The sequence below is a fragment of the Streptomyces sp. NPDC059455 genome (genome assembly GCF_042750115.1).
Taxonomy (GTDB): Bacteria; Actinomycetota; Actinomycetes; order Streptomycetales; family Streptomycetaceae; genus Streptomyces; species Streptomyces endocoffeicus.
The window spans coordinates 1-23,289 of record NZ_JBHYVB010000025.1 but is presented as its reverse complement, the minus strand read 5'-3'; the positions used below and the strand labels follow the sequence as shown (position 1 = coordinate 23,289).

Here is a 23,289-nt window from a genome sequence, read left to right as displayed (position 1 = left end):
CCCGCTCAGTCCCGGTGCATCGGGTCAGTCCCGGTACATCCGCGGCGTGGCGGCGGCCGTCGCACCCACGCCCACGAGGCCGAAGCTGTCCTCGACCTCGGCCTTCTCGGCGGCGTTCGGATTGGGGTTGGTGCAGGAGACCCCGGCGGTGGAGCCGGACATCAGGCTCGAGCACGGCCCCGGCTTCATGTCCGGCAGACCGAGGATGTGGCCGAGCTCGTGCGAGGAGATCCGCACCGTGTTGTAGCCCTCGTCCACGGCCTCGCGGCCGAAGTAGATCGTGCCGCTGCCCAGACCGGTCGAGAGGGTGCGGGGCCAGCCGTTGTCCGCGATGATGCGGACGTTGGCCCGCTGCCCGGACGCGACCGGCTTCAGCTGGACGTTGACCACGCTCTGGTTCCAGATCGCCGCGCCCTTGGCCACGGCGTCCTTGAACTCGGCGGCCCCGCTGGCGTCGTACGTCACCGTCCGCGCGGCGGCGGTGTGCTCCGCCGGGGCGGCGGAGGCGGGGGCGGCCACGGCCTGCCCGGCCGTCAGGGCGAGCACCGCTGTCACCGCGGCGGGTAAGGCGCGTATGAACTTGCTGGATCTCACGATCGGCCTCCTCGTGGGGGAAGGATGGACGGAGCAAGTGGGCATGAGCATGGCATGTCGCCGTCTCATCGGCCACTGTGCCCACCCACCTTGCCTCATCCGGCCGGTTGTCCACAGGCGGTCACCGCCAGTACCTCCCGGCACCCTAGAATCGCCGGATGGCTCTCCCCGACACCGGCCCCGACATGAGCGACGCGCCCGGCCCCGAGACGAGCGAGGCGCTCGGCGTTCTGCACCGCGTCTTCGGTTACGACTCGTTCCGGGGAGGGCAGCAGGAGATCATCGACCATGTGGTGGCCGGTGGTGACGCGCTCGTCCTCATGCCGACCGGCGGTGGCAAATCGCTGTGCTACCAGATCCCGGCGCTGGTGCGGAAGGGTGTCGGCGTCGTCGTCTCGCCGCTGATCGCGCTGATGCAGGACCAGGTCGACGCGCTGCGGAACCTCGGGGTGCGGGCCGGGTTCCTCAACTCCACCCAGGACCTGGACGAGCGGCGGATGGTCGAGGCCGAGTTCCTCGCGGGCGAGCTGGATCTGCTCTATCTCGCCCCGGAGCGGCTGCGGGTCGAGCACACGCTGCGGCTGCTGGACCGGGGCACGGTCTCGCTGTTCGCCATCGACGAGGCGCACTGTGTGGCCCAGTGGGGGCACGACTTCCGGCCCGACTATCTGGCCCTGTCCGAGCTGCACGAGCGCTGGCCCACCGTGCCCCGGATCGCGCTGACCGCGACCGCCACCGAGGCCACCCACACCGAGATCGCGTCCCGGCTGAAGCTCCAGGACGCGCTGCACTTCGTGGCCAGCTTCGACCGCCCGAACATCCAGTACCGGATCGCCCCCAAGAACGAGCCGAAGAAGCAGCTGCTGGAGCTGTTGCGCACCGAGCACCCGGGCGAGGCGGGGATCGTCTACTGCCTGTCCCGCTCCTCGGTGGAGAAGACGGCCGAGTTCCTGGTCGCCCAGGGCATCGACGCGGTGCCGTACCACGCGGGGCTGGACGCGCGGACCCGTGCCGAGCACCAGGCGCGCTTCCTGCGCGAGGACGGTCTGGTCGTGGTGGCCACGATCGCGTTCGGCATGGGGATCGACAAGCCCGATGTGCGGTTCGTGGCCCATCTGGACCTGCCCAAGTCCGTGGAGGGCTACTACCAGGAGACGGGCCGGGCCGGGCGTGACGGTCAGCCCTCCACCGCATGGCTGGCGTACGGGCTCCAGGACGTGGTCCAGCAGCGGAAGATGATCGACACCTCCGAGGGCGACGACACCCATCGGCGCCGCCTCGGCGCCCATCTCGACGCGATGCTGGCGCTGTGCGAGACGGTGGAGTGCCGCCGGGTGGGGCTGCTGGCGTACTTCGGCCAGCAGTCCACCCCCTGCGGCAACTGCGACACCTGCCTCACGCCCCCGGAGTCCTGGGACGGCACCGTCCCCGCGCAGAAGCTGCTGTCCACGGTGGTGCGGCTCAAGCGGGAGCGCAACCAGAAGTTCGGCGCGGGGCAGATCATCGACATCCTGCTCGGCAAGAAGACGGCCAAGGTCATCCAGTTCGACCATGACGCGCTGTCGGTGTTCGGCATCGGGACCGAGCTGCGCGAGGCCGAATGGCGTGGCGTGGTACGGCAGTTGCTGGCCCAGGGGGTGATCGACGTCGAGGGGGACTACGGCACGCTGGTGCTCACCGACGCGAGCGCGGAGGTGCTGAACCGGCAGCGCGAGGTCAGGCTGCGGCGCGAGCCGGAGAAGGCGTCACGCACCGCGAAGACGAAGACGGGGGCCTCGGGGAAGGTCAAGAAGGCCCCGGTGGATCTGCCGGAGGAGGCCGTGCCGGTCTTCGAGCGGCTGCGCGCCTGGCGGGCGGCGACCGCGAAGGAGCAGGGCGTCCCCGCGTATGTGGTCTTCCACGACGCCACTCTGCGCGAGATCGCGACCCTTGCCCCGGCCACGCTCGAGGAGCTCGGCACGGTGAGCGGGGTCGGTGAGAACAAGCTGGTGAAGTACGGGCAGGGGATTCTGGACACCCTGGCGTCCTGACCGCCCGCCCCAGTCGTCTGACGGCATGTCAAACCCCCGCTTCCGCAAGCCGGGAGCGGGGGTTTGGCATCTCTGGAGCACAGGGGTTACCGATGAGTGTTACCTGAGGTAACGTCAGGGCCCGTGGTCCGTGGCCGCCGGGGACTGGGGTGCTCCGGCGGCCACTCACCCTCGCGCCGTTCCTCATACCGTACGAGGCGGTTCCTACAGCTCCTTGATGCGGATGTCGCGGTACGAGATCACATCATCGGTGCTGTGGACCTGGAGACCGATGTACCCGGAGGAGTACCGACGGCCGTCCGTGCCGGGGTCGTCCGAGCGCGGCGGGGTGAACTCCTGGCCGCCGGTGTTCTCGAACTCATTGAGCAGCACACCGTTGCGGTAGATCGAGAAGTGCTGACCCACCACCCGGATCTCATAGTCGTTCCAGCTGCCCTTGGGGGTGACCCCCGCCCCGGCCAGCCCGACCCGGTCGAACCCGTAGATCGAGCCGGTCTTGTACATGTCGCCGTCCGGGCGGTCGAGGATCTGCACCTCGTGCCCGTACTTGATGGCGACCCACTCCGGGCGGGACTCCTCGGGGTGGTCATGGACGTACGGGAAGCGCACGAAGACACCTCCGTTGGCATTGCCCGTCCCGGGTGCGTCATCGCGGAACTGGAGCTTCAGCGAGAAGTCGTCGTACGTCCGCTGCGGGAACCACAGCATGCCCATGCCCTGGACCGAGGTGCTGCTGGTGATGCTGCCGTCGTCGTTGAGACCGAAGGCCCCGCCGCCCACGTGCTGCCACCTGTCGAGGGACTTCTTGGTGCCGTCGAACAGCGGGCGGTAGCCCTCGTCCTGACCGGGCTTGCCGATCCCGGACTGCTTGGCCGCCTTGTTGATCGCCCGGTATTCGCGCTGGTCGACGACCCCGTCGGCGAGCAGCTTGTCGGTGACGGCGGTGACGTGCTTGAGGAAGAGGGCGTGGGAGGACCAGTCCTTCTCGTCCTCGATCAGCTCATTGATGGTGCAGCGGCTGCGGGTGATGCGGTTGGGGACGCCGGTGTCCACCGTGCCGACGATCACCGTGAGGCGCTCGTCCCACTCCGGACACGCGGGCGCCGGCACCCCGCCGCCCTCGGCCACGGTGAACGCGATCTGCCGGGCCTCGGAGGTGTTGCCCGCCTTGTCGGTGGCGCGGTACGCCACGGTGTGACGGCCCACCCGGTCCAGCACCACGGGGGTGGTGTAGGCGAGGTACGGACCGCTGTCCAGGGAGTACTCGACCTTCTCCACCCCGGAGTCGTCGTCCGCGGCGGTGAGCGTGACCTTGGCGCTGCCCACATAGGCGCCGTCGGAGTTCTTCGTGCCGTCGACCTGCGCGGAGGTCGACGGGGGGATGGTGTCCTCGGCCGGCGGGACCACCACGGTGAAGTCCACCGACTTCACCGCCGACACATTGCCCGCCTTGTCCGCCGCCCGGAAGCGCACCGTGTGCGCGCCCGCGTCATCGACCATCACCGGACCGGTGTAGGGCTGGAACTCCCCCTGGCCCAGGGCGTAGTCGATCCGGTTGACCCCGGAGCCGGTGTCGGAGGCGGTGATGGTCACGGTGGCCATGCCGATGTACGCACCGGACGGATCCTTCTCACCGGAGACGGTGGCGGAGGTCTCCGGCGGTGTGGAGTCGTCCGTCGGCGGCGCCACCACGGTGAAGTCCACCGACTTCACCTCCGACACGTTCCCCGCCTTGTCCACCGCCCGGTAGCGGATGGTGTGCTGCCCGACCTGGTGCACCATCACCGGAGCGGTGTACGGCTGGAACGCCCCGTCGCCTTCGGCGAACTCGATCCGGTCCACGCCGGAACCCTCGTCGGTGGCGGACACGCTGACGGTGGCCATTCCGATGTACGCGCCGTCCGCGTTCTTCTCCCCCTCGACCTTCGCCGACGCGTCGGGCGCGGTGGTGTCCTCGCCCCCGCCTCCGTCGGTGACCACCAGGATGCCCTGCATCTGGCCGTGGCCGGGGATGGTGCAGTGGTAGCGGTAGCGGCCGGGGCTGAGGGTGACCTCGACGGTGTGCTTGCCGCCGCTGTCGTCCGAGGGGTTGGCGAGGATGTTCAGCGGGACGTCGTTGTTGTACTCGGGGTCGGAGACATCGAAGGTCAGGGTGTGCGGCATCCCCATGGTGTTGCCGGTGGCCGTGCTGTTCTCGAAGACGATGGTGGTCTTCCCGGCGACCGCGGTGGTGGGCGCCGAGGCGTACTTGGTGATGTCGTCACCCGCGGTCCAGGTGAGGGTCTGCTGTGCGGCGGCCTGCCGGGTGTCGTCCTGCCCGTAGGCCACCGTCGCCGTCCCCGAGCTCAGCCCGAGGACCATGAGCAGCGCGGCGAGCAACGGCAGCCAGGGTCTGATGGGTTTGGGGCGCCTTCGTTTCACGGTCACTCCGCCTTCCTGGCCAGATCCTGGGCGAGCGGAGTGGGCTCGCCACCGGTGTACGTGATGTGCCACAGCGCCGACTTGGAGTCGGAGGTGAAGAAGCCGCGCCCGTAGTCGAGGACGTAGAGCGAGCCGTCCGGGGCGAACTTCCAGTCCATGAGGTTGCGGATGCCGTCGGCGCCCACCGGGATGATCTTCTTCAGGGATTCCGCGTGCACCGGCAGCCCGCCCTTGCCGACGGTCTTCGGGTCGGTCAGCACCGCGTGGCGCGGCTGGTCGGCGTCGTAGAAGTCGCCGACGAACCACTTGCCGTCCCAGTACTGGGGCCATTTGGTGGTGCTGTTACTGGTGGCGTCGTACCGGTAGACCGGGCCGTTCATGGTGGCCTGGCCGCCGCCCTTGAGCCACGGCAGCAGGAACTTGGCCTCCGACGCCTTGTAGCTGGGGATGCCGTTCGCGTCCCGCGGATAGTCGGGGGCGCCGCCCTGGGGCGAGTACCAGATGGTGTTCCCGGTGATGGGCGGCAGGTTCACCAGACCGTTGTTGTTGGGTGACTCGTTCTTGGGGTGGTCGCAGTCGTACCAGCCCAGCGGCTTGCTGGGGTCGGGGAGATTGCGGTCCCGGTAGGGCTGCTTGTTGCCCATGCAGAACGGCCAGCCGTGGTTGCCCGCCTTGGTGATGGCGGCGAAGGTGTCGTACTTGGCCGGGCCCCAGGTGGTGCTGGGCTCGCCCGCGTCGGGGCCGACCCAGCCCGCGTAGAGGATGTCGGTCTTCTGGTCCACGAAGATCCGGGCCGGGTTGCGCACCCCCATCACATAGATCTCGCCACGGGTCTTGCCGCCGCCCTCGTCGGGCTCCTTACCGGTGAAGAGATTGCCCTCGGGGAGGGTGTAGGTGCCGTCGTCCTCGGGGTGGATGCGCAGGATCTTGCCGTTGAGGTTGTTGGTGTTTCCCGCGGTGCGGCGGGCGTCGGCGAAGGAGACGCCCTTGTAGTTCGGCTGCGGGTTGTTGCCCGAGTAGCCGTCGCTGAACTGGGAGGAGTTGTTGTCCCCGGTGGCGATGTAGAGGTTGCCCTTGGAGTCCCAGCTCATCCCGCCGCCCGCGTGGCAGCAGCTGTGGATCTGGACCGGCCAGGAGAGCAGGACCTTCTCCGAGCCCAGGTCCAGCTTGTTGGTCTTCAGGTCCAGGGTGAACCGGGAGACACGGCGCTCGGCCATCTGGGTGTCCCGGTTGATCCGGGAGTGCGGGGTGTAGTGCAGATACACCCAGCCGTTGGTGAGGAAGTCCGGGTCCAGCTCGATGCCGAGCAGCCCCTCCTCGACCTTGATCAGCTCATCGCCGCCGCCCTTGTTCCCGAAGACGGTCAGGGCGCCCGCGAGGGTCACCTTGCCGGTGGCCGGGTCGTAGACATGGATCTGGCCCTGGCCCTTGCCGATGTCCGGGTTGTTCCAGTCGGTGACCACGGGCGCGCTGTTGTCGCCGCCGCCCCGGCCGATGTACAGCACCCGGCCGTCCTTGGCGGTGACGAGGCCGTGCGGCTCGCCGATCTGGTCGGACTGGCCCGGCTGATTGGGCTTGGTGACGCGCTCGGCCTTGTAGTTCGCGTTGATGGTGGCCTTGCAGTCGGCGCGGGAGAGCCGGGTGGTCCACAGCAGCGCGCCGCGCAGATGGGCGCGGAAGTCGGTCTCCTGGAAGGTGGACACCGTGCCGCCCATGCCGGTGTAGAAGGAGCGGCCGCCGTCGTAGTCACGGCACCAGGAGATCGGGTGGTCCGCGCCGTTGGCGCCGGCGCCCGGCTGGTAGCTGGACTCGCGGACCCGGGCCACGGTGTGCACGGTGCCGGAGGGGTTGTCCTTCCAGTTGAGCCAGGTGTCGGTGCGCTTCCACTCCAGCGGCAGCTCCTTGGTGGCCGGGTGGACGCGGTCGCCGACCTCCACCACGGCCCGCTGGGCGGTGGCCGGGCTGGTGGTGGCCGGGCGGGCGCCGATCAGCCCGCTGAACCAGTCGGAGTACGGCTCGTTGCGGGCCGCGTCACGGATGCCGAGGAAGCCGCCGCCCGCCTCCATGTACGACTCGAGCCCCGCCTCCTGCTCGGGGTCGAGCACATCGCCGGAGCCGGTCAGGAAGACCACGGCGTTGTACTTGCCGAGCTTGGGCTTGGTGAAGACCGAGGCGTCGGCGGTGGCGTCGACGGTGAACCGGGTCGCCGCGGGGCCCTGGTTGCCGATCCGCTCGATGGCCTCGATGCCCGCGTTCACCGTGGCCGGCTCCTCCCCGGCCGAACCGTGGAACACCAGGACCCGGACGTTGTCACCGCCGGGCGGCGACGGCAGCGTGAGTGGCGCACGATCCTCGGGCCGGGCGCTGGCGGGGGTCCCGCCGAGCAGGGTCGCGGTGAGGGCGCCGAAGAGCAGTGCCGCCACCCCCGCGCGTCTCCTTCGCAGCCGACCGACTGTCAGCCCTCGCCTCTTTGAGGGCATTTGGTACGGTATGTCCCGCATTGGTCACCCATCCCTCTCACGTACCTATAACACCGCTGAAGGAAGCTAGACGGCTTTTCGCAAGTCGCCAATAGCTATGACCGCAACTCAACGAACTTTGTCCTGAGTGTGGATGAACGAGCGTCCCCCGGCTACCGTGAAAGCACCCCGGGGCATCTGCGCATCGTCAACGGCAGGGGATCCACAGCGATTTGGGAGAACGATGAGCGACGCACCCGGCTTCACCTCCAGACGCGGTCTCAGCAGACGGCTCTTCACCGGCGGCGCGGCCGCCGCGGCCGTCGGACCGCTGGCCCTCACCTCCCCCGCCGCCGCGAAGGCGCCGAAGGCCCCGTCCGGCGGGGTCGAAACGGCGACCGCGGGCGGTACGGTCCGCCATCTCAAGCTCTACGCGGAGAAGCTGCCGGACGGATCGATGGGGTACGGACTCGAGAAGGGCAAGGCCAGCATCCCCGGTCCGCTGATCGAGCTGACCGAGGGCGACACCCTGCACATCGAGTTCGAGAACACCATGGACGTCACGGCCAGCCTCCATGTGCACGGCCTGGACTACGACGTCGCCAGCGACGGCACCCAGCTCAACCGCAGCGCCGTGGAGCCGGGCGGCACCCGCACCTACACCTGGCGCACCCACGCGCCGGGCAAGCGCGCCGACGGCACCTGGCGGCCGGGCAGCGCGGGCTACTGGCACTACCACGACCACGCGGTGGGCACCCCGCACGGCACCGGCGGCCTCCGGAAGGGGCTGTACGGGCCGGTGGTGGTGCGGCGGGCGGGCGACATCCTGCCGGACAAGCAGTTCACGATCGTCTTCAACGACATGACGATCAACAACAAGGCGGGGCACGACGCCCCCGAGTTCCGGGCCACGGTGGGCGACCGCGTCGAGATCATCATGATCACCCACGGCGAGTACTACCACACCTTCCATATGCACGGGCACAGGTGGGCGGACAACCGCACCGGGCTGCTGGAGGGCCCGGACGATGTCAGCCGGGTCATCGACAACAAGATCACCGGGCCCGCCGACTCCTTCGGCTTCCAGGTGATCGCCGGGGAGAACGTCGGCGCGGGCGCCTGGATGTACCACTGCCATGTCCAGAGCCACTCCGACATGGGCATGGCCGGGCTGTTCCTGGTCGCCAAGGCCGATGGCACCATCCCCGGCTACGACCCGCACCGGCTCTCCGCGCACCGCCCGGGGTAGCCGCCGGAGCGACACGACGGGGCGGGCCGCCGGGCCCGCCCCGTCGCCTTGTCGCCGTATCGCCCCGTCAGGCGGTGTGCAGCCGCAGGCCGTACACCGAGAGGATCTCGTTGACCGGCTGGTACCAGGTCTCGCCGCCGCTGGAGCAGTTGCCCCAGCCGCCCGAGGTCACGCCCTGGGCCTGGTCGCCGCTGATGAACGAGCCGCCGGAGTCGCCGCCCTCGGCGCACACGCTGGTCTTGGTCATCTGGTACACGGCGCCCTGGCTGTAGTTCACGGTCTCGTTCTTGGCCAGGACCGTGCCGCAGTGCCAGTGGGTGGTGGAGCCGGAGCGGCAGATGGAGGCGCCGATCGGGGCCTCGGCGGAGCCGCGGACCAGTTGGTCGGGGACGGTGCCCCAGCCGAGCACCACCGGCACGGTCCACCAGCCGCTGCCGACGCTGACGTAGGCGTAGTCATTGCCGGGGAAGGAGGAGCCCTGGAAGTTGCCGATGTACGAGCCGTCCCAGCCGCTGACGGAGCCCCCCGCCTGCCCGCAGTGCCCGGCCGTGACGAAGCCGCCCTGGACCGAGAAGCCTATGGAGCAGCGGACGTTGCCGGTGTAGTACGGGTCGCCGCCCACCGTGCCGGCGGCGAAGGTCGTCGGCGCCTGGGCGGGGGCCTTCTCGACGGTGACCGGGACGGAGGCCGAGCGCTTCGCCTCGCGGAGGAACGCCCGCACGGCGGCGTCGTCTTCGCTCCCCTGCCGGACCCGGACCACGACGGCGCCCGCGCGGGGGTCGGTGCTCCAACTGCTCACCCCGGCCGGGGCGGCCTGCTTCCGGGCCTTCTTGTCGAGGCGCGCCTTGGCGGCGTCGAGCGCGTCGGCGCTGTGCTCGACGACCCGGGTGGTGGCGCCCGTGGCCCGTACCGACGCGGCCCGCTCGGCGCTGGTGACGCCGACGACCAGCTTCCCGCTGCCCGTGTCGAACCACGAGCCGCCGTAGGAGGCGCCCGCGGCGCGCTTGGCCTTGGGTTCCAGCCTCATGGCGGTGGCCTCCTGGCCCAGCCGCTCCCGCGCCTGGTCCGCGGTCAGGCCGAGGTCCCGGCCGAGCGCGCGGACGAGGGTGGCGGACGGAGCCGCCGCGGGGGCGGGCTTCGCCGCGGCGGCGGGCTTCGCCGCAGGGGCGGGCGTCGCCGCGGGGGCGTCGGCGCCGGATGCCGCGGCGGCGGTCGAGAAGGCCCCGCCGGCGCCCGAGAGGGCGCCGAGGACGAGGAGTGCGGACAGTCCGGCACGGACAACGGGCTTCCGTCTCATGGAGGTTCCCCTTCTGCTGGGCAGGTGAGAGCGCTTTCACATGTCGATCGCGCAGAGCCTAGCGAGCCACCGGGGAAAGTCCAGACCAAAGCCGTGATCGGTCACGGTCGGGCAGGATGCCCCCGCGGACTCAAGGGGCTTCGTCCGGATTCCAGTTGAGCAGCCGCACCTGGGCGACCGTGCGGACATGGCGGCGCATGGCCGCGGCGGCGGCCTTGGGGCGGCGCTCGGCGATGGCGTCCAGGATGCGCTGGTGCTGGGCGAGCGAGCGCCTGGGGCGGCCGGGCTGGCGCAGCGACTCCTCACGGCTCTCGGCGATCTGGTCGGCGATCGAGCGCATGAACTCGGCGAGCAGCGGGCTGTGCGCGGCCGCGGTGACGGCGGCGTGGAAGCGGCGGTCGCCCTCGACGCCATGGCGGTCGGACTCGATCTCGTCCTCCATCCAGTGCAGGGCCTGCTGGAGGGCGATGAGATCGTCGTCGGTGCGGCGCTCGGCGGCGAGTTCGGCCAGCTTGGTCTCCAACGCCTCGCGGGCGTCGAGCACATCGGGCAGCCTGCGGCGGCGCTCCACCAGCCGCTCGACGGGCTCGGTGTCGAGGCTGTCGCGCAGCAGGCACATTCCGCCGCCCTGGCGCACCTCGACGAGCCCCTGCACCTCGAGGACGACGATGGCCTGCTTGACCGAGGCGCGGCTGATGCCGAGGCGCTGGGCCAGCTCGCGCTCGGTGGGCAGCCGGTCGCCCGCCTTCAGGCCGCCCTCCTCGACGTAGGCGCGCAGCCTCTCCAGCACCTGCTCGTACAGGCGCTGACGGTTCATCGGGCGCAGCGCGTCCTCGACCATACGGGCTCCCCCCATCGCGGTTTGTGATGGCCCCGATTCGCAGCGTAGCACCGGGTGGCCGGACGGTGTGGTGGTTGTGCGGCCCTGTGGATAACTGGCCAATTGGCTGAGCCAATCTGCCACCGATGTCTTGACGGCCGAACCGCCCGGCCCTCAACGTGAGTCAGCCAGCAGGCCACTTGGCCCGACCGTCCCCGGTCCGCCGACCGATTCCCCGTGACGGGAGCGCTCGATGTCCGACGAATTGATCTCGATACTCGTGCTGGTGGTGGTCTTCGTCATCGCCACCACCCGGTCGATCAACATGGGCGCCCTGTCCTTCGCCGCCGCCTTCGGCGTGGGCGAGCTGGTCGCCGACTTCAGCGCGGACCACATCTTCGCCGGGTTCCCGGGCGATCTGTTCGTGGTGCTGGTGGGGGTGACGTATCTGTTCGCCCTCGCCCGCGCCAATGGCACCACGGACTGGCTGGTGCACGCCTCGATCCGGCTGGTGCGCGGGCGGGTCGCGCTGATCCCGTGGGTGATGTTCGCGATCAGCGCGGCGCTGACCGCGATCGGGGCGGTGAGCCCGGCGGCGGTGGCGATCGTCGCCCCGCTCGCGCTCTCGTTCGCCGCGCGGTACCAGATCAGCCCGCTGCTGATGGGTGCCATGGTGGTGCACGGCTCCCAGGGCGGCGGCTTCTCCCCCATCAGCATCTACGGATCGATCGTCAACGGCATCGTGGACCGGGAGAAGCTCCCCGGCAACGAGATCACGCTGTTCCTCGCGAGCCTGGTGGTCAACCTGATCATCGCCGCCGTCGTCTTCGTCGTCTGTGGCGGGCTGAAGCTCCCCAGGACCGCCGTCGCCGATGAGAAGCGGGTCGACGGGGCGGAGGAGGCACCGGCCGACGCGGAGGGCCGGCTCACCCCGGCCCGTATCGCCACCCTGGCCGCGCTGGTGGCGCTGGTGGTCGCGGTGCTCGCCTTCGACCTGGACGCCGGGCTCACCTCGATCAGCCTCGCCGTGGCCCTGAGCGTCTTCTGGCCGGACCACGGCAAGAAGGCGGTGAACGAGGTCACCTGGCCCACGGTGCTGCTGATCTGCGGTGTGCTCACCTATGTCGGGGTGCTGGACGAGATGGGCACCATCGACTACGCGGGCAAGGCGGTCAGCGACATCGGGATTCCGCTGCTCGCCGCCCTGCTGCTCTGCTACATCGGCGCGATCGTCTCCGCCTTCGCCTCCTCGGTGGGCATCATGGGCGCACTGATCCCGCTCGCCGTTCCCTTCCTCGCCCAGGGCGACATCGGCGCGGTGGGGATGATCGCGGCGCTCGCGGTGTCGGCGACCGTCGTCGACATCAGCCCCTTCTCGACCAACGGGGCGCTGGTGCTGGCCAACGCGCCGGATGTGGACCGGGACCGGTTCTTCCGGCAGCTGATGATCTACGGCGGGATCATGGTGGTCGCGGTGCCGCCGGTCGTCTGGCTGGCGATGGTGGTCCCCGGCCTCGGCTGAGCGGGCCGACGGGCAACCGGCCGGGCGGGAACGCGGGCTCAGCCCGGTGGCAGCGGAACCCAGTGGGATTCGCCCGGCGCCACGGTCAGCGAACGGTCGGCGAGCCGCACCTCGATCGGGCGCTCCTCCGAGTCCGGCACGCTGATCCACAGCCGCCCGGCCCGCACCCGCAGGGCGACGCCCCAGTGGCCGCGGTAGCGCATCGAGAACCGGTACTCCGACAACCCTGGCAGCCCGGACGGCTCGGGCAGCGGCACCGGGTCCAGCCACAGGGCGTCCTCGCGGGTCTCAAGACCGGTCAGCCCGCGCTGCACCAGATCGAGGGTGCCGCCCATGGCGCCGAGGTGGATGCCCTCGCCGGTGGTGCCGCCCTGGACGTCCGCCACATCGCCCAGCAGCGCCTCCTGGCAGTGCCGCCATGCCTCGGCCCGGCGCGCCCGCGCCAGCACCCAGCCGTGCACCAGCTCGCTGAGGGTCGAGCCGTGGCTGGTCCGGGACAGGTAGTACGCCACGGTGGCCCGCCAGATGTCGTCGTCCAGGGCGTAGCCGAGCCGCCGGAAGAGGCCCGCCAGTTCGGCGGGGCTGAAGAGATAGCCGAGCATCAGCGCGTCGGCCTGCTTGGAGACCTGGTAGCGGTTGACGGAGTCGCCCTCGGACTCCAGGATCCGGTCCATCCTGCGGATGTCGCCGTAGCGGGCGCGGTAGCCGTCCCAGTCGAGCTCGACCAGCTCCCCGTAGCCGTCGAACTGGCTGATGACGCCCTGGTGGAAGGGGACCAGCAGCCGCCGTGAGACGTCCTCCCAGCGCTCCGGCTCCGCGCGGTCCAGGCCCACCCGCTCGAACAGCTCGCGGCGGCGCGGCTCGGGCAGGGTGCGGGCGAGCTCCAGGGCCCGGTCGAGCACCCAGGCGGCGGTGACGTTGGTGTACGCGTTGTCGTCGATCCCGGGGCGGTCGGCGCCGGGGTAGCCGTCGTGGTACTCATCGGGCCCGACCACCCCACGGAGGCGGTACCGCCCCCGCTCCGGATCGAGAACGGCGGTGTCCGCCCAGAAGCGGGCGATCTGCAGCAGCATCTCCGCGCCCTTGGTGTGCAGGAACTCGGTGTCGCCGCTGGCCTGGCAGTACTGCCACACGTTGTACGCCACCGCCGAGCCCACATGGTGCTGCAGCCGGGAGTTGTCCGGCAGCCAGCGGCCGGAGCGCGGGTTCAGATGCAGCGTCTGGGTCTCCTCGCGCCCGTCGCTGCCGCTCTGCCAGGGGTACATCGCCCCGGCCCGCCCGGCGTCCGCGGCGGCGCGGCACGCCTGGGGCAGCCGCCGGTGGCGGTAGTGCAGCAGGGCCCGGGACACCTCGGGGAAGTGGAGGTTCAGATACGGCAGCACGAACAGCTCGTCCCAGAAGACATGTCCGCGGTACGCCTCGCCGTGCAGTCCCCGGGCGGGGACGCCCACGTCCAGCTCCGCGGTGTGCGGCGAGAGCGTCTGGAGGATGTGGAACAGGTGCAGCCGCAGGACGTGGCCCGGCTCGCCGGGGACCTCCAACGCCGCCTCGCGCCACAGGTGTTCCCATGCGGTGCGGTGGGAGGCGAGCAGCTTCCCGAACTCCGGCGCCCGGGCCACCGCGTCGAGGGCGGCCTGGGCCGGATCGCTGATCGCGGGGTCCTTGGAGGTGTACAGCGCCACGGTCTTCTCGACGGTGACGGGGGCGTCCGGCGCGAGCGGCACGGCCAGGGTGCGCAGCGCGGCGCTGTGGGTGAGCCGCTGCCCGGTACCGGTGGGTGTCCCACCGCGCACGGCCAGGGTGCGCGCGGCCATGGCCACGCGCACCTCGGAGCCGGTGGTGCGGCAGCTCAGCCATACGGTGTCGGGGCCCGCGGCGCCGGTGCGATGGTCCATGAGATGGCGGCCGGCCAGCGCGTCGTAGCGGGCCACGCCGGTGTTGGCCACGGCACCGTCGAGCCCCGACTCCAGCTCGACGGTGCCGGACCAGCCCTCGGCCCGGAAGGTGGTGCGCAGGGCAGCCAGATGCGGATCCCCCATGTGGACGAGGCGCTGCTGCTCGACGTGGAGCACCCGGCCGTGGCCATCGGTGAACCGCAGCCGCCGCATGAGGGTGCCGTGCCGGAGGTCGAGGGTCTGCCGGTAGCCGGTGAGCTCGTCCCCGTCGGGGGTGAGCCAGCCGCCGGGGCCCGCGGGCCGGTCCGGGTCGCGAACGCGGTAGCGCAGCGGCAGCCAGTTCGGCAGGTTGACCATGTCCTCGTTCTCGACCTGGCGTCCGCCGACCACCGAGGTCAGCCGGTTGTAGCAGCCCGCCACATAGGTGCCGGGGTAGTGGGTGTCATCGGCGGCCGTCTCGGGGGCGGCGCCCCGGGTGGCGGCATAGCCGTTGCCGAGCGTGCACAGCGACTCCCGCAACCGCTCCTCGGCGGGCTCGTAGCCCTCGTACTCCCACACCCAGTCCGACACGGCCGATCACCGGCTCTCCTCCTCGACACCCCCATTGTGGTCCGGGCCGGAGGACTTCACCGGCTGCGCCGCGCCCCCCGCGCGGCACGCGCTCAGCAGTTCGTGTAGTCGACCCGGCTGTTGTTGTACGAGCAGGTGTCGACCGTGGAGCCGCCGGTCTTGCGGAGGGTGGCCTTGTCGCGGTCGTTGTTCCAGACGTACGCCCGGCGGTCCTGGTACTTGGTGGCCGAGGTGTCTGAGCCGGAGCCGGTCCGGACGGTCACGGTCTTGCCCGCGCCGAGGGTGTAGCCGGGGAAGGTGTACTTGTGGTTACTCGCGTCGACGAGCACCCAGCCCTTGAGGCTGACCCCGCGCGAGGTGGAGTTCTTGATCTGGACGTACTCGCCGTTGAGGCTGGAGTTGCTCCGGTTGTCCGTGCCGGGAGAGTCGTAGTAGATCTTGGAAAGGTGTACGGAACCCGCGGCACCGGCGGGTGTGGCCGGGTACAGCAGGGCGACCGCGCAGCCGGCGGCGAGCGCCGCGCCGATGCGGACGGTGTGTGCGGACATGAGTCCCCCCTTGCGTTGGTGCGTGGTGAAGCAGCGGTAACGCAGGACGGACGGGCGGCCGCGCCCGAAGATGGTTTGGAGTCAGCGAGCTGACTCCTTCGGTGCGGCCGTCCGTCCGTCTTCCCCCCACCTGTGTGGAGGACCAGAGTGGACCATGGCTGGAACGCTGCGGCAGGGCTGCGCGGCCCTTGCTCCAGGGCCGTCCGGCCCTAGCGCGAATCCGATTTCCCGCCCCGGGACCGGGGTGAGGCCGGGTCAGCGGCCGTACTGCGCCCCGCCGTTGATGTGCAGCACCTGGCCGGTGACATACGCGGCCTCCGGGGAGGCCAGATAGCGGATGGCGGCCGCGATCTCGACGGGCGTCCCGGGCTGTCCGGTGAGCGTCTGCCCGATCTGCTGGGCGATGAACTCGGGGGTGCCGCGCTCACCGAAGAACTCGGTGTCCTCGACATAGCCGGGGGCCACCGCGTTGGCGGTGACGCCCTCCGGGCCGAGCCGCCTGGCCAGCTCGAAGGTGTAGGTGTGCAGCGCGGCCTTGGTCCCGCCGTACGATCCGGGGCCGCGCAGCGACGCGACCGAGGACAGGTGGACGATCCGGCCGCCGGGCCGGGTGAGGTGGGGCAGCAGCGCCTCGGTGAGCAGCACCGCGGTCAGCACGTTGGCCTCGAAGTTCCGCTGGTACTGACCGGCGATGCCCTCGAGGGTGCCGTCGTTGGAGGGCGCGACATTGCCGCCGGCGTTGGTGACGACGACGTCAACCCCACCGTCCGCGGTGATGAACTCGGCGGCGCGCCGGGTCTGCTCAGGGTCGCTGAGGTCCGCGCTGGTCCAGGTGACCAGGTCGGCGCCGTACGCGGCGTTGAGCTTGTCCGCCGCGGCGCGCAGCACCTCGGCGCGGCGTCCGAGGATGACCACCCGGTCGCCTTCGGCGGCGAAGGTCTCCGCGGTCGCCAGTCCTATGCCGGTACCGCCGCCCGACACCACGATCCGTCGCCCCATCACGGGCCTCCTCAGTGCAGCTTGTTGAATATTGGTCACATCTATGAACAAGCACGCTAGAAAGAAAGCGCATTCCCGTCAAGGCTCAGTACTCAACAGCCGTGCTGTTGCCTTGCGTTCACTATTGACAGGTTCTGTTGGGGATGGCGCAATGGCGGCGCCCCACTTGTCCCAGCAGCAGCCCCAAAAGCTGTTCCAGCAAGGAGGACATGTGCGTTTCCGTTCATCTTTCGCCAGATCCGTGGTCGCGACCGTGACCTTGGCGCTTGGCGCGCTCGGTCTGCTGACCGCTCCAGGTCCGGCCGCGGCCGACACCCCCTCCGACGACCCCTCGATCGTCCACGGCCTCCGCGGCGACTACTACCTCCAGTCCGCCCCGGGGGCCTTCGACTTCCACGAGCTGAAGGCCACCAGCCTCGACCCCGCCCTCGACTTCGGCAACCTGGAGCCGCGGCTGCAGGCCACCACCGGACGGTCCGACGACGTCAGCGTCCGCTGGACCGGCCAGATCACACCGGAGCGCTCCGGTGCGCACACCTTCTCGATCACCGCCGACAACGGCTTCCGGCTGTGGATCGACGGCAAACCGGTCATCGACCACTGGGTGGACGACTGGGACAAAGAGCAGACCTCCCAGCCCGTCGAGCTCACCGCGGGCAAGGCGTATGACATCAAGGTCGAGTACTTCGAGCACTACGGCGGCTCCAACTTCCACCTGGCCTGGACCCCGCCGGGCGCGGCCAAGGCGCCCGTGCCCAAATCCGCCTTCCGGCTGCCCGCCGACTTCGACTACGACGGCCCGGTGGCCAGCGCCGTCCAGCCCGACGGCCGGACGCTGCTGCTGGACTTCGCCCGGCCCCTGACCACTCCCCCGGCCGATCTGACGTCGCATCTGTCCGCCGTCATCGGCGGCGCGGCCTGGCCGCTCGGGCGCGCCCGGCTGGACGCGGCCGATCCGTCCCGGCTGCTGCTCTCCCTGAAGGAGCCGGTGGTCGGCCGCGGCGGCGAGGCCGTCGTGCGCTACGACGGCGAGGGCGGTCTCGAGGACGGCGACGGCGCCATCGACCCGTATGTCTCCTTCGGTGGCAACAAGTCGACGTATCAGCTGAGCACGCCCTGGGCCAAGGATGTCGGCCCGGACAACGCCCACCCCGAGTACCCGCGCCCGCAGCTGACCCGCGATCAGTGGCGCAACCTCAACGGCAGCTGGGAGTTCGCCGCCGCCAAGGAGGGCCAGAAGCCCCCGGTCGGGCAGAAGCTCAAGGAGCGGATCCTGGTGCCGTACCCGGTGGAGTCCAAGCTCTCCGGTGTGGAGCGGCATGAGGACCGCATGTGGTACCGGCGGACCTTCACCGTCCCGGCCGACTGGAAGGTCGGCGACGGAAAGCGCTTGCGGCTGAACTTCGACGCCGTCGACTGGCAGGCCGAGGTCTATGTGAACGGCACCCGGGTGGCCGACCACCGCGGCGGCTACGACCGGTTCAGCGCCGATGTCACCGACGCCCTGCGGCCGGGCCGCACCCAGGAGCTGATCGTCGGCGTCTACGACCCGACGGACGCGGCCGACGGCGAGAACCCGCCGATGGGCAAGCAGCGACTCGACCCGAGCGGCATCTTCTACACCCCCTCCTCCGGGATCTGGCAGACCGTCTGGATGGAGCCGGTCGCCACCGACCACGTGGACACCCTCAAGCTCACCCCGGACGTCCCCGGTAAGGCCCTCACCACCGAGGTCCGCGGGGTGCGGGACGGCGTCCCGGTCACCGCGACCGCCTACGACGGACGGCGCGTGGTCGGCACCGCCACCGGGCGCACCGGGAAGCCACTGACCGTCCCCGTGCCCTCCCCGCACCTGTGGTCCCCCGACGATCCTCATCTGTACCAACTGAAGGTGACGGTCGGGCGGGGCGCCTCGGCGGACCGGGTGGAGAGCTACTTCGGCATGCGGAGCATCGCCGTCAAGGAGGTGGACGGCAAGCGGCGCACCGTGCTCAACGGAAAGCCGATCTTCTCCATGGCCACCCTCGACCAGGGGTTCTGGCCCGATGGCCTGCACACCGCGCCGACCGACGAGGCCCTCGCGTACGACCTGAAGATGCACAAGAGCATGGGCTTCAACTCGGTGCGCAAGCACATCAAGGTCGAGCCCGACCGCTGGTACTACTGGGCCGACCGGCTGGGCCTGATGGTGTGGCAGGACATGCCCGCCATGAACACGGTCACCCCGTCCGAGAAGGCGCAGGCGCAGTACGAGCACGAGATGAAGCGGATGATCGACCAGCACATCAGCAGTCCTTCGGTGGTCATCTGGGTGACCTTCAACGAGGGCTGGGGCCAGTACGGCGGCCCGAAGGTGCCCGCGCTCGCGAAGGGCTGGGACCCCAGCCGGCTCATCAACGGCGCCAGCGGCTGGAACGACACCGGCAACGGCGACCTCGCCGACATCCACGCCTACCCCGGCCCCGGCGATCCGCGCCCGGACGCCTCACGGGCGGGGGTCACCGGCGAGTACGGCGGGCTGGGCCTGGCCGTCCCGGGGCATGCCTGGCCCGTACAGCACACCTATGTCGGCGTGGACAAGGACCAGTACACCGACGAGTATCTGAAGCTGCTGGACAAGGTGCGCGGGCTGGTCGCGTGCAACGGCAGCAGCGGGGCCGTCTACACCCAGATCACGGATGTGGAGGGCGAGCTCAACGGGCTGCTCACCTATGACCGCAAGGAGATCAAGCCCGATGTGAAGCGGCTGCGCCAGGCCCATCAGGCGCTGATCCGCGACGCGGCGGACCCGGCGTCCATGGAGTGCACCGGCTAGCCGCACGGCTCGGCGCATGGTGGTGACCCGTTCCGGGGCGCGCGTCCCCGGGGCGGGTCATTCCGCCGCCAGCGCCTCGACGGCGGCCACCGTACGGTCCACCACCACGTCGTACAGCCTGCTGTGCGCCCGCGGCAGCCGCGCCAGCAGCGGGGCCACCACCTCCCGCTCGTCCGGGGGGTAGAGGGCCAGCGCCTCGCTCAGGGCGTCCAGCTTGCGGGCGGAGACCGGGCCGCGGTGGGTCTCGTAGACCGCGTGGCCGATGACCGTGGATCCGATGAGGGTCACGGCCAGCGCGAGATCGTCCTCGGTCAGCTTCAGGGGGCGGAGCATCCGGGTGAGGGTCACCAGGGAGGAGATCCGGGCGGGCTGCTGGGTGGCGGCCATATACGGGAGCAGCTGGCGGTAGGGCAGCAGATAGTCGCGGCTGTTGTGCATCCACGCGCGCAGCCGCTCCTGCCAGGTGTCCCCCGGCGGGTCCCGGTGCTGGGCCTCGGCCAGGACCCGGTCCGCCACGGCCTGGAGGAGGTCGTCGCGGTCGGGGAAGTAGCGGTAGAGCGCCATGGGGGCGGAGCCGACCGCCTCGGCGACCCTCTTGACGGTCAGCGCGGTCTCCGGCTCGCGGACCGCGAGCTCAGCGGCGCTGCGGACGATCTGCTCGCGCGACAGACGGGGCGGGCGCCCACGTCCCCTGCGGACGGTACCCTCCGCGGTCCCGGCCATCCGGTGTCCTTTCGCTCGCCCCGTCGTACCAGGCCCCAAGGCTACGCAAGGTCGCTCGGGCGCCGCTCGTGGCCGCCCGAGGCCGTGAACCTCGTGGCCGCCGACGCCTTGGCCCCCGGGCCGTCCGACGCCTTGGACCTCATGGCCGTCCGAGGCCTTGAACGCCGCCCCGCGCCGTGCCAGCGTGACGCCCTGTCCGGCCCGTCCGAGCCCCCGGGAGACCTGACGATGACCGCATCCGACCTGCCCGTGGACATCGTGCGCGCCCGCCGCCACGGCATCGCCGATCTGCTGGCCCGCACCGCGGCCCGGCTGCCCGCCAGGACGGCGGTCGTCGAAGGACCGCTGCGCCAGACCTACGCCGAGCTGGACGCGCTGGTGAGCCGGACGGCCGGGGCCCTGGCGGCGCGGGGCATCGCCCAGGGCGATCGGGTGGTGCTCTTCGCCCGCAACTCCCACGGCTTCGTGGTCGCGTACTTCGCGCTGGCCCGGCTGGGCGCGGTTTCGGTGCCGGTCAACTTCATGCTCACCACGCCCGAAGTGGCGTATGTCCTGGACCATTCGGGAGCGGTCGGGATCATCGCGGGCACGGATCTGCTGGATGTGGCCGAGGGCGCGCTGGCCGAGGCCGCACCGCCCCGGATCGCGCTCCGCGCGGCGCTGGGAGGCGGGCGCGAGGGATGGGAGGACTTCGCCGCGCTGGGCGCGGAGCGGGGGCATCCGGTGCCCGATCCCGCCCTGGAGGACGACGACCCGGTCCAGCTGATGTACACCTCGGGGACCGAGTCGCGGCCCAAGGGCGCGATCATGACGAGCCGCAATCTGATCGCGCAATATCAGACGGCGATCGTGGACGGCGGGATGTCGGCCGACGATGTCGAGATCCATGCGCTGCCCCTCTATCACTGCGCCCAGCTGCATGCCTTCCTCACCCCCGACATCCAGCTGGGCGCCACCTGTCTGGTGCTGCCGGGCCCGGACCCGGCGACGTTGCTGGCCACGATCGAGGCCGAGCGGGTGACCAAGCTGTTCGCCCCGCCCACCGTGTGGATCGCGCTGCTGCGCCATCCGGAGTTCGAGACCCGCGATCTGTCGTCGCTGCGGAAAGGGGTACTACGGGGCGGCGCCGATGCCGGTCGCGGTGCTGGCCGAGCTGCGCCGGCGGCTGCCGGAGCTGGCGCTGTACAACTTCTACGGCCAGACCGAGATGTCCCCGATCGCGACCGTGCTGGGCCCGGCCGACCAGGAGCGCAAGGCCGGTTCGGCGGGGCGGGCCGCGCTGAATGTCGAGACGCGGGTGGTGGACGAGGCGGACCGGCCGGTGGAGCCGGGCACGGTCGGCGAGATCGTCCACCGGGGCCCGCACACCATGCTCGGCTACTGGCGGGACCCGGAGCGCACCGCGGAGGCGTTCCGCGGCGGCTGGTTCCACAGCGGCGATCTGGGGGTGCTGGACGAGGAGGGGTGCCTGACGATCGTCGACCGCAAGAAGGACATGGTCAACAGCGGTGGGGAGAACGTCTCGGGGCGCGAGGTGGAGGAGGCCGTCCACGCCCATCCGGCGGTCGCGGAGGTCGCGGTGTTCGGGGTGCCGCATCCGTACTGGATCGAGGCGGTGACCGCGGTGGTGGTGGCCAAACCGGGCCATGAGGTGACGGCGGAGGAGCTCCTCACGCACTGCCGGGCGCGGCTCGCGGGGTTCAAGGTGCCCAAGTTCGTCCGGCTCACCGAGGCGCTGCCGAAGAATCCCAGCGGCAAGATCCTCAAGCGTGAACTGCGGGAGGTCTACCGCGACATGGCCGAGGAGCCGAGTGGCGACCGGGGCGGCCATATTTGACGTACCCGTTACACAAAATTATGCGACACTGCTGCCGCACTGATGTGAATCGGCCATGCCCCGACGAAGGACCACCGTGACTTCCTCACCTCCGACCCCCGATGCCCCCGAAGCGGCGATGACCGCCCACCCGCCGCGCTCCGGCACGGTGGTCGCCGTGCTGGCGTTCGGCGGAATCGTCGTCTCCCTGATGCAGACCCTGGTCGTGCCGCTGGTCCCGGACCTTCCGGAGCTGCTGCACAGCTCGGCCTCGGACGCCTCCTGGGCGATCACCGCCACCCTGCTCGCCGGCGCCGTGGCCACCCCGGTGCTGGGCCGGCTCGGCGACATGTACGGCAAGCGGCGGACGCTGCTGCTCAGCCTGTCGATGCTGGTGGTCGGATCGGTGGTGTGCGCGCTCTCCGACGCCCTCGCGCCGATGATCGTCGGCCGTGCGCTCCAGGGCTTCTCCGCGGGCGTGATCCCGCTGGGCATCAGCATCATGCGCGATGAACTGCCCGCCGAACGGCTCGGCTCGGCGATGGCCCTGATGAGCTCCTCACTGGGCGTCGGCGGCGCCCTCGGCCTGCCCGGGGCCGCGGCGCTGGCCGAACACGCCGACTGGCATGTGCTGTTCTGGGTCTCGGCGAGCCTGGGCGTGGTGGTGATCGCGCTGGTGCTGGCGCTCGTACCGGAGTCCCCGGTACGCGGCGGCGGGCGGTTCGACCTGGTGGGCGCCGTCGGGCTGTCGGCCGGGCTGCTCTGTCTGCTGCTGGCCATCTCCAAGGGCGCCGACTGGGGCTGGGCCAGCGGTGTCACCACCGGGCTGTTCGCCGCGGCGGTGGTCGTGCTGCTGCTGTGGAGCCGGTGGGAACTGCGGGTGACCGGGCCGCTGGTGGATCTGCGCACCACTGTGCGACGTCAGGTGCTGCTGACCAATCTGGCCTCCATCGTCATCGGCTTCGCGATGTTCGGGATGTCGCTGGTGCTGCCGCAGCTGCTCCAGATGCCCGAGGCCACGGGGTACGGACTGGGCCAGTCGATGATGACCGCCGGACTGTGCCTCGGCCCGTCCGGTCTGGTGATGATGGCGGTCTCCCCGCTGTCCGCGCGGATCACGGCCACCCAGGGCCCCAAGACATCGCTGATGCTCGGCGCCGGGGTGATCGCCGTCGGGTACGGCATGGGCATCTTCCTGATGGACGCCGTATGGCAGATCGTGGTCATCTCGTGTGTGATCGGCGCCGGGATCGGCCTCGCGTACTCCGCCATGCCCGCGCTGATCATGTCGGCGGTGCCGGTGTCCGAGACGGGCGCGGCCAACGGGCTCAACACCCTGATGCGGTCCATCGGCACCTCGACCGCCAGTGCGGTGGTCGGCGTCGTCCTCGCCCATATGACCACCGCGTTCGGGCCCGTCGAGCTCCCGTCCCTGAGCGGCTTCCGCACCGCCTTCGCGATCGGCGGCGGCGCCGCGCTGGTGGCGCTCGCGGTCGCCTCGCTGCTGCCGGGCCGCGGGCCGGACCGGCGC

15 protein-coding genes and 1 pseudogene are annotated in these 23,289 nt (G+C 70.7%); 7 read left to right on the top strand and 9 right to left on the bottom strand.

Going from position 1 to position 23,289, the window contains the following annotated elements:
• Nucleotides 1–24 precede the first annotated feature (24 nt).
• Complete coding sequence (locus tag ACFXB5_RS11890; protein WP_385205713.1) at nt 25–594, bottom strand: snapalysin family zinc-dependent metalloprotease; 570 nt, start codon at nt 592–594, stop codon at nt 25–27.
• Nucleotides 595–752: 158 nt separating this feature from the next.
• On the opposite strand from ACFXB5_RS11890, the gene recQ reads away from it, so the two are divergent.
• Nucleotides 753–2,624, top strand: coding sequence for a DNA helicase RecQ (gene recQ / locus ACFXB5_RS11885; protein ID WP_385205710.1), 1,872 nt, complete (start codon nt 753–755; stop codon nt 2,622–2,624).
• A gap of 204 nt (nt 2,625–2,828) precedes the next feature.
• On the opposite strand, the gene ACFXB5_RS11880 is transcribed toward recQ, so the two are convergent.
• Nucleotides 2,829–4,985 carry an OmpL47-type beta-barrel domain-containing protein gene (locus ACFXB5_RS11880; RefSeq protein WP_385205849.1) on the bottom strand — a complete coding sequence of 719 codons (2,157 nt, stop codon included), beginning with the start codon at nt 4,983–4,985 and terminating at the stop codon, nt 2,829–2,831.
• Nucleotides 4,986–5,047: 62 nt separating this feature from the next.
• Nucleotides 5,048–7,525: a ThuA domain-containing protein gene (locus ACFXB5_RS11875; RefSeq protein ID WP_385205707.1), complete on the bottom strand. Its 2,478-nt coding sequence runs from the start codon at nt 7,523–7,525 to the stop codon at nt 5,048–5,050.
• A 223-nt stretch (nt 7,526–7,748) separates the two neighbouring features.
• On the opposite strand from ACFXB5_RS11875, the gene ACFXB5_RS11870 reads away from it, so the two are divergent.
• A complete protein-coding gene (locus ACFXB5_RS11870) occupies nt 7,749–8,753 on the top strand; it encodes a multicopper oxidase domain-containing protein (protein ID WP_385205704.1) in 1,005 nt (334 codons plus the stop codon).
• A gap of 67 nt (nt 8,754–8,820) precedes the next feature.
• Here the strand turns inward: ACFXB5_RS11870 and ACFXB5_RS11865 are convergent, their stop codons facing one another.
• Together ACFXB5_RS11865 and ACFXB5_RS11860 are read right to left on the bottom strand one after the other, a co-directional pair.
• A complete protein-coding gene (locus ACFXB5_RS11865; protein WP_385205701.1) occupies nt 8,821–10,050 on the bottom strand; it encodes a S1 family peptidase in 1,230 nt (409 codons plus the stop codon).
• A gap of 130 nt (nt 10,051–10,180) precedes the next feature.
• Nucleotides 10,181–10,891 (bottom strand): FadR/GntR family transcriptional regulator, encoded by a 711-nt coding sequence (locus ACFXB5_RS11860; RefSeq protein WP_086879577.1) that lies wholly within the window; start codon nt 10,889–10,891, stop codon nt 10,181–10,183.
• Between the two features lie 232 nt (nt 10,892–11,123).
• Between ACFXB5_RS11860 and ACFXB5_RS11855 the strand changes: the two genes are divergently transcribed.
• Nucleotides 11,124–12,392 (top strand): SLC13 family permease, encoded by a 1,269-nt coding sequence (locus ACFXB5_RS11855; protein WP_385205698.1) that lies wholly within the window; start codon nt 11,124–11,126, stop codon nt 12,390–12,392.
• Between the two features lie 38 nt (nt 12,393–12,430).
• Here ACFXB5_RS11855 and ACFXB5_RS11850 read toward each other — a convergent pair whose 3' ends face one another.
• The 3 genes from ACFXB5_RS11850 to ACFXB5_RS11840 form a co-directional block, all read right to left on the bottom strand.
• A complete protein-coding gene (locus ACFXB5_RS11850; protein WP_385205696.1) occupies nt 12,431–14,857 on the bottom strand; it encodes a glycoside hydrolase family 65 protein in 2,427 nt (808 codons plus the stop codon).
• 92 nt (nt 14,858–14,949) lie between these two features.
• Nucleotides 14,950–15,405, bottom strand: coding sequence for a lamin tail domain-containing protein (locus tag ACFXB5_RS11845; RefSeq protein WP_385205693.1), 456 nt, complete (start codon nt 15,403–15,405; stop codon nt 14,950–14,952).
• A gap of 255 nt (nt 15,406–15,660) precedes the next feature.
• Nucleotides 15,661–16,404, bottom strand: a complete 744-nt coding sequence (locus ACFXB5_RS11840) for an SDR family NAD(P)-dependent oxidoreductase (protein ID WP_385205690.1) — start codon at nt 16,402–16,404, stop codon at nt 15,661–15,663.
• Nucleotides 16,405–16,615: 211 nt separating this feature from the next.
• Between ACFXB5_RS11840 and ACFXB5_RS11835 the strand changes: the two genes are divergently transcribed.
• Nucleotides 16,616–19,219 (top strand): PA14 domain-containing protein, encoded by a 2,604-nt coding sequence (locus tag ACFXB5_RS11835; protein ID WP_385205688.1) that lies wholly within the window; start codon nt 16,616–16,618, stop codon nt 19,217–19,219.
• Nucleotides 19,220–19,276: 57 nt separating this feature from the next.
• Here ACFXB5_RS11835 and ACFXB5_RS11830 read toward each other — a convergent pair whose 3' ends face one another.
• Nucleotides 19,277–19,942 (bottom strand): TetR/AcrR family transcriptional regulator, encoded by a 666-nt coding sequence (locus ACFXB5_RS11830; protein WP_385205685.1) that lies wholly within the window; start codon nt 19,940–19,942, stop codon nt 19,277–19,279.
• A gap of 141 nt (nt 19,943–20,083) precedes the next feature.
• Here ACFXB5_RS11830 and ACFXB5_RS11825 point away from each other — a divergent pair.
• The 3 genes and pseudogenes from ACFXB5_RS11825 to ACFXB5_RS11815 all read left to right on the top strand — a co-directional run.
• Nucleotides 20,084–21,266 (top strand): annotated as a pseudogene (locus ACFXB5_RS11825) (AMP-binding protein); the annotation flags it as partial.
• A 45-nt stretch (nt 21,267–21,311) separates the two neighbouring features.
• Nucleotides 21,312–21,779: a hypothetical protein gene (locus ACFXB5_RS11820; RefSeq protein WP_385205847.1), complete on the top strand. Its 468-nt coding sequence runs from the start codon at nt 21,312–21,314 to the stop codon at nt 21,777–21,779.
• 118 nt (nt 21,780–21,897) lie between these two features.
• Nucleotides 21,898–23,289 (top strand): MFS transporter (locus ACFXB5_RS11815; RefSeq protein WP_385205845.1); only part of this gene is annotated, 1,392 nt, incomplete at its 3' end.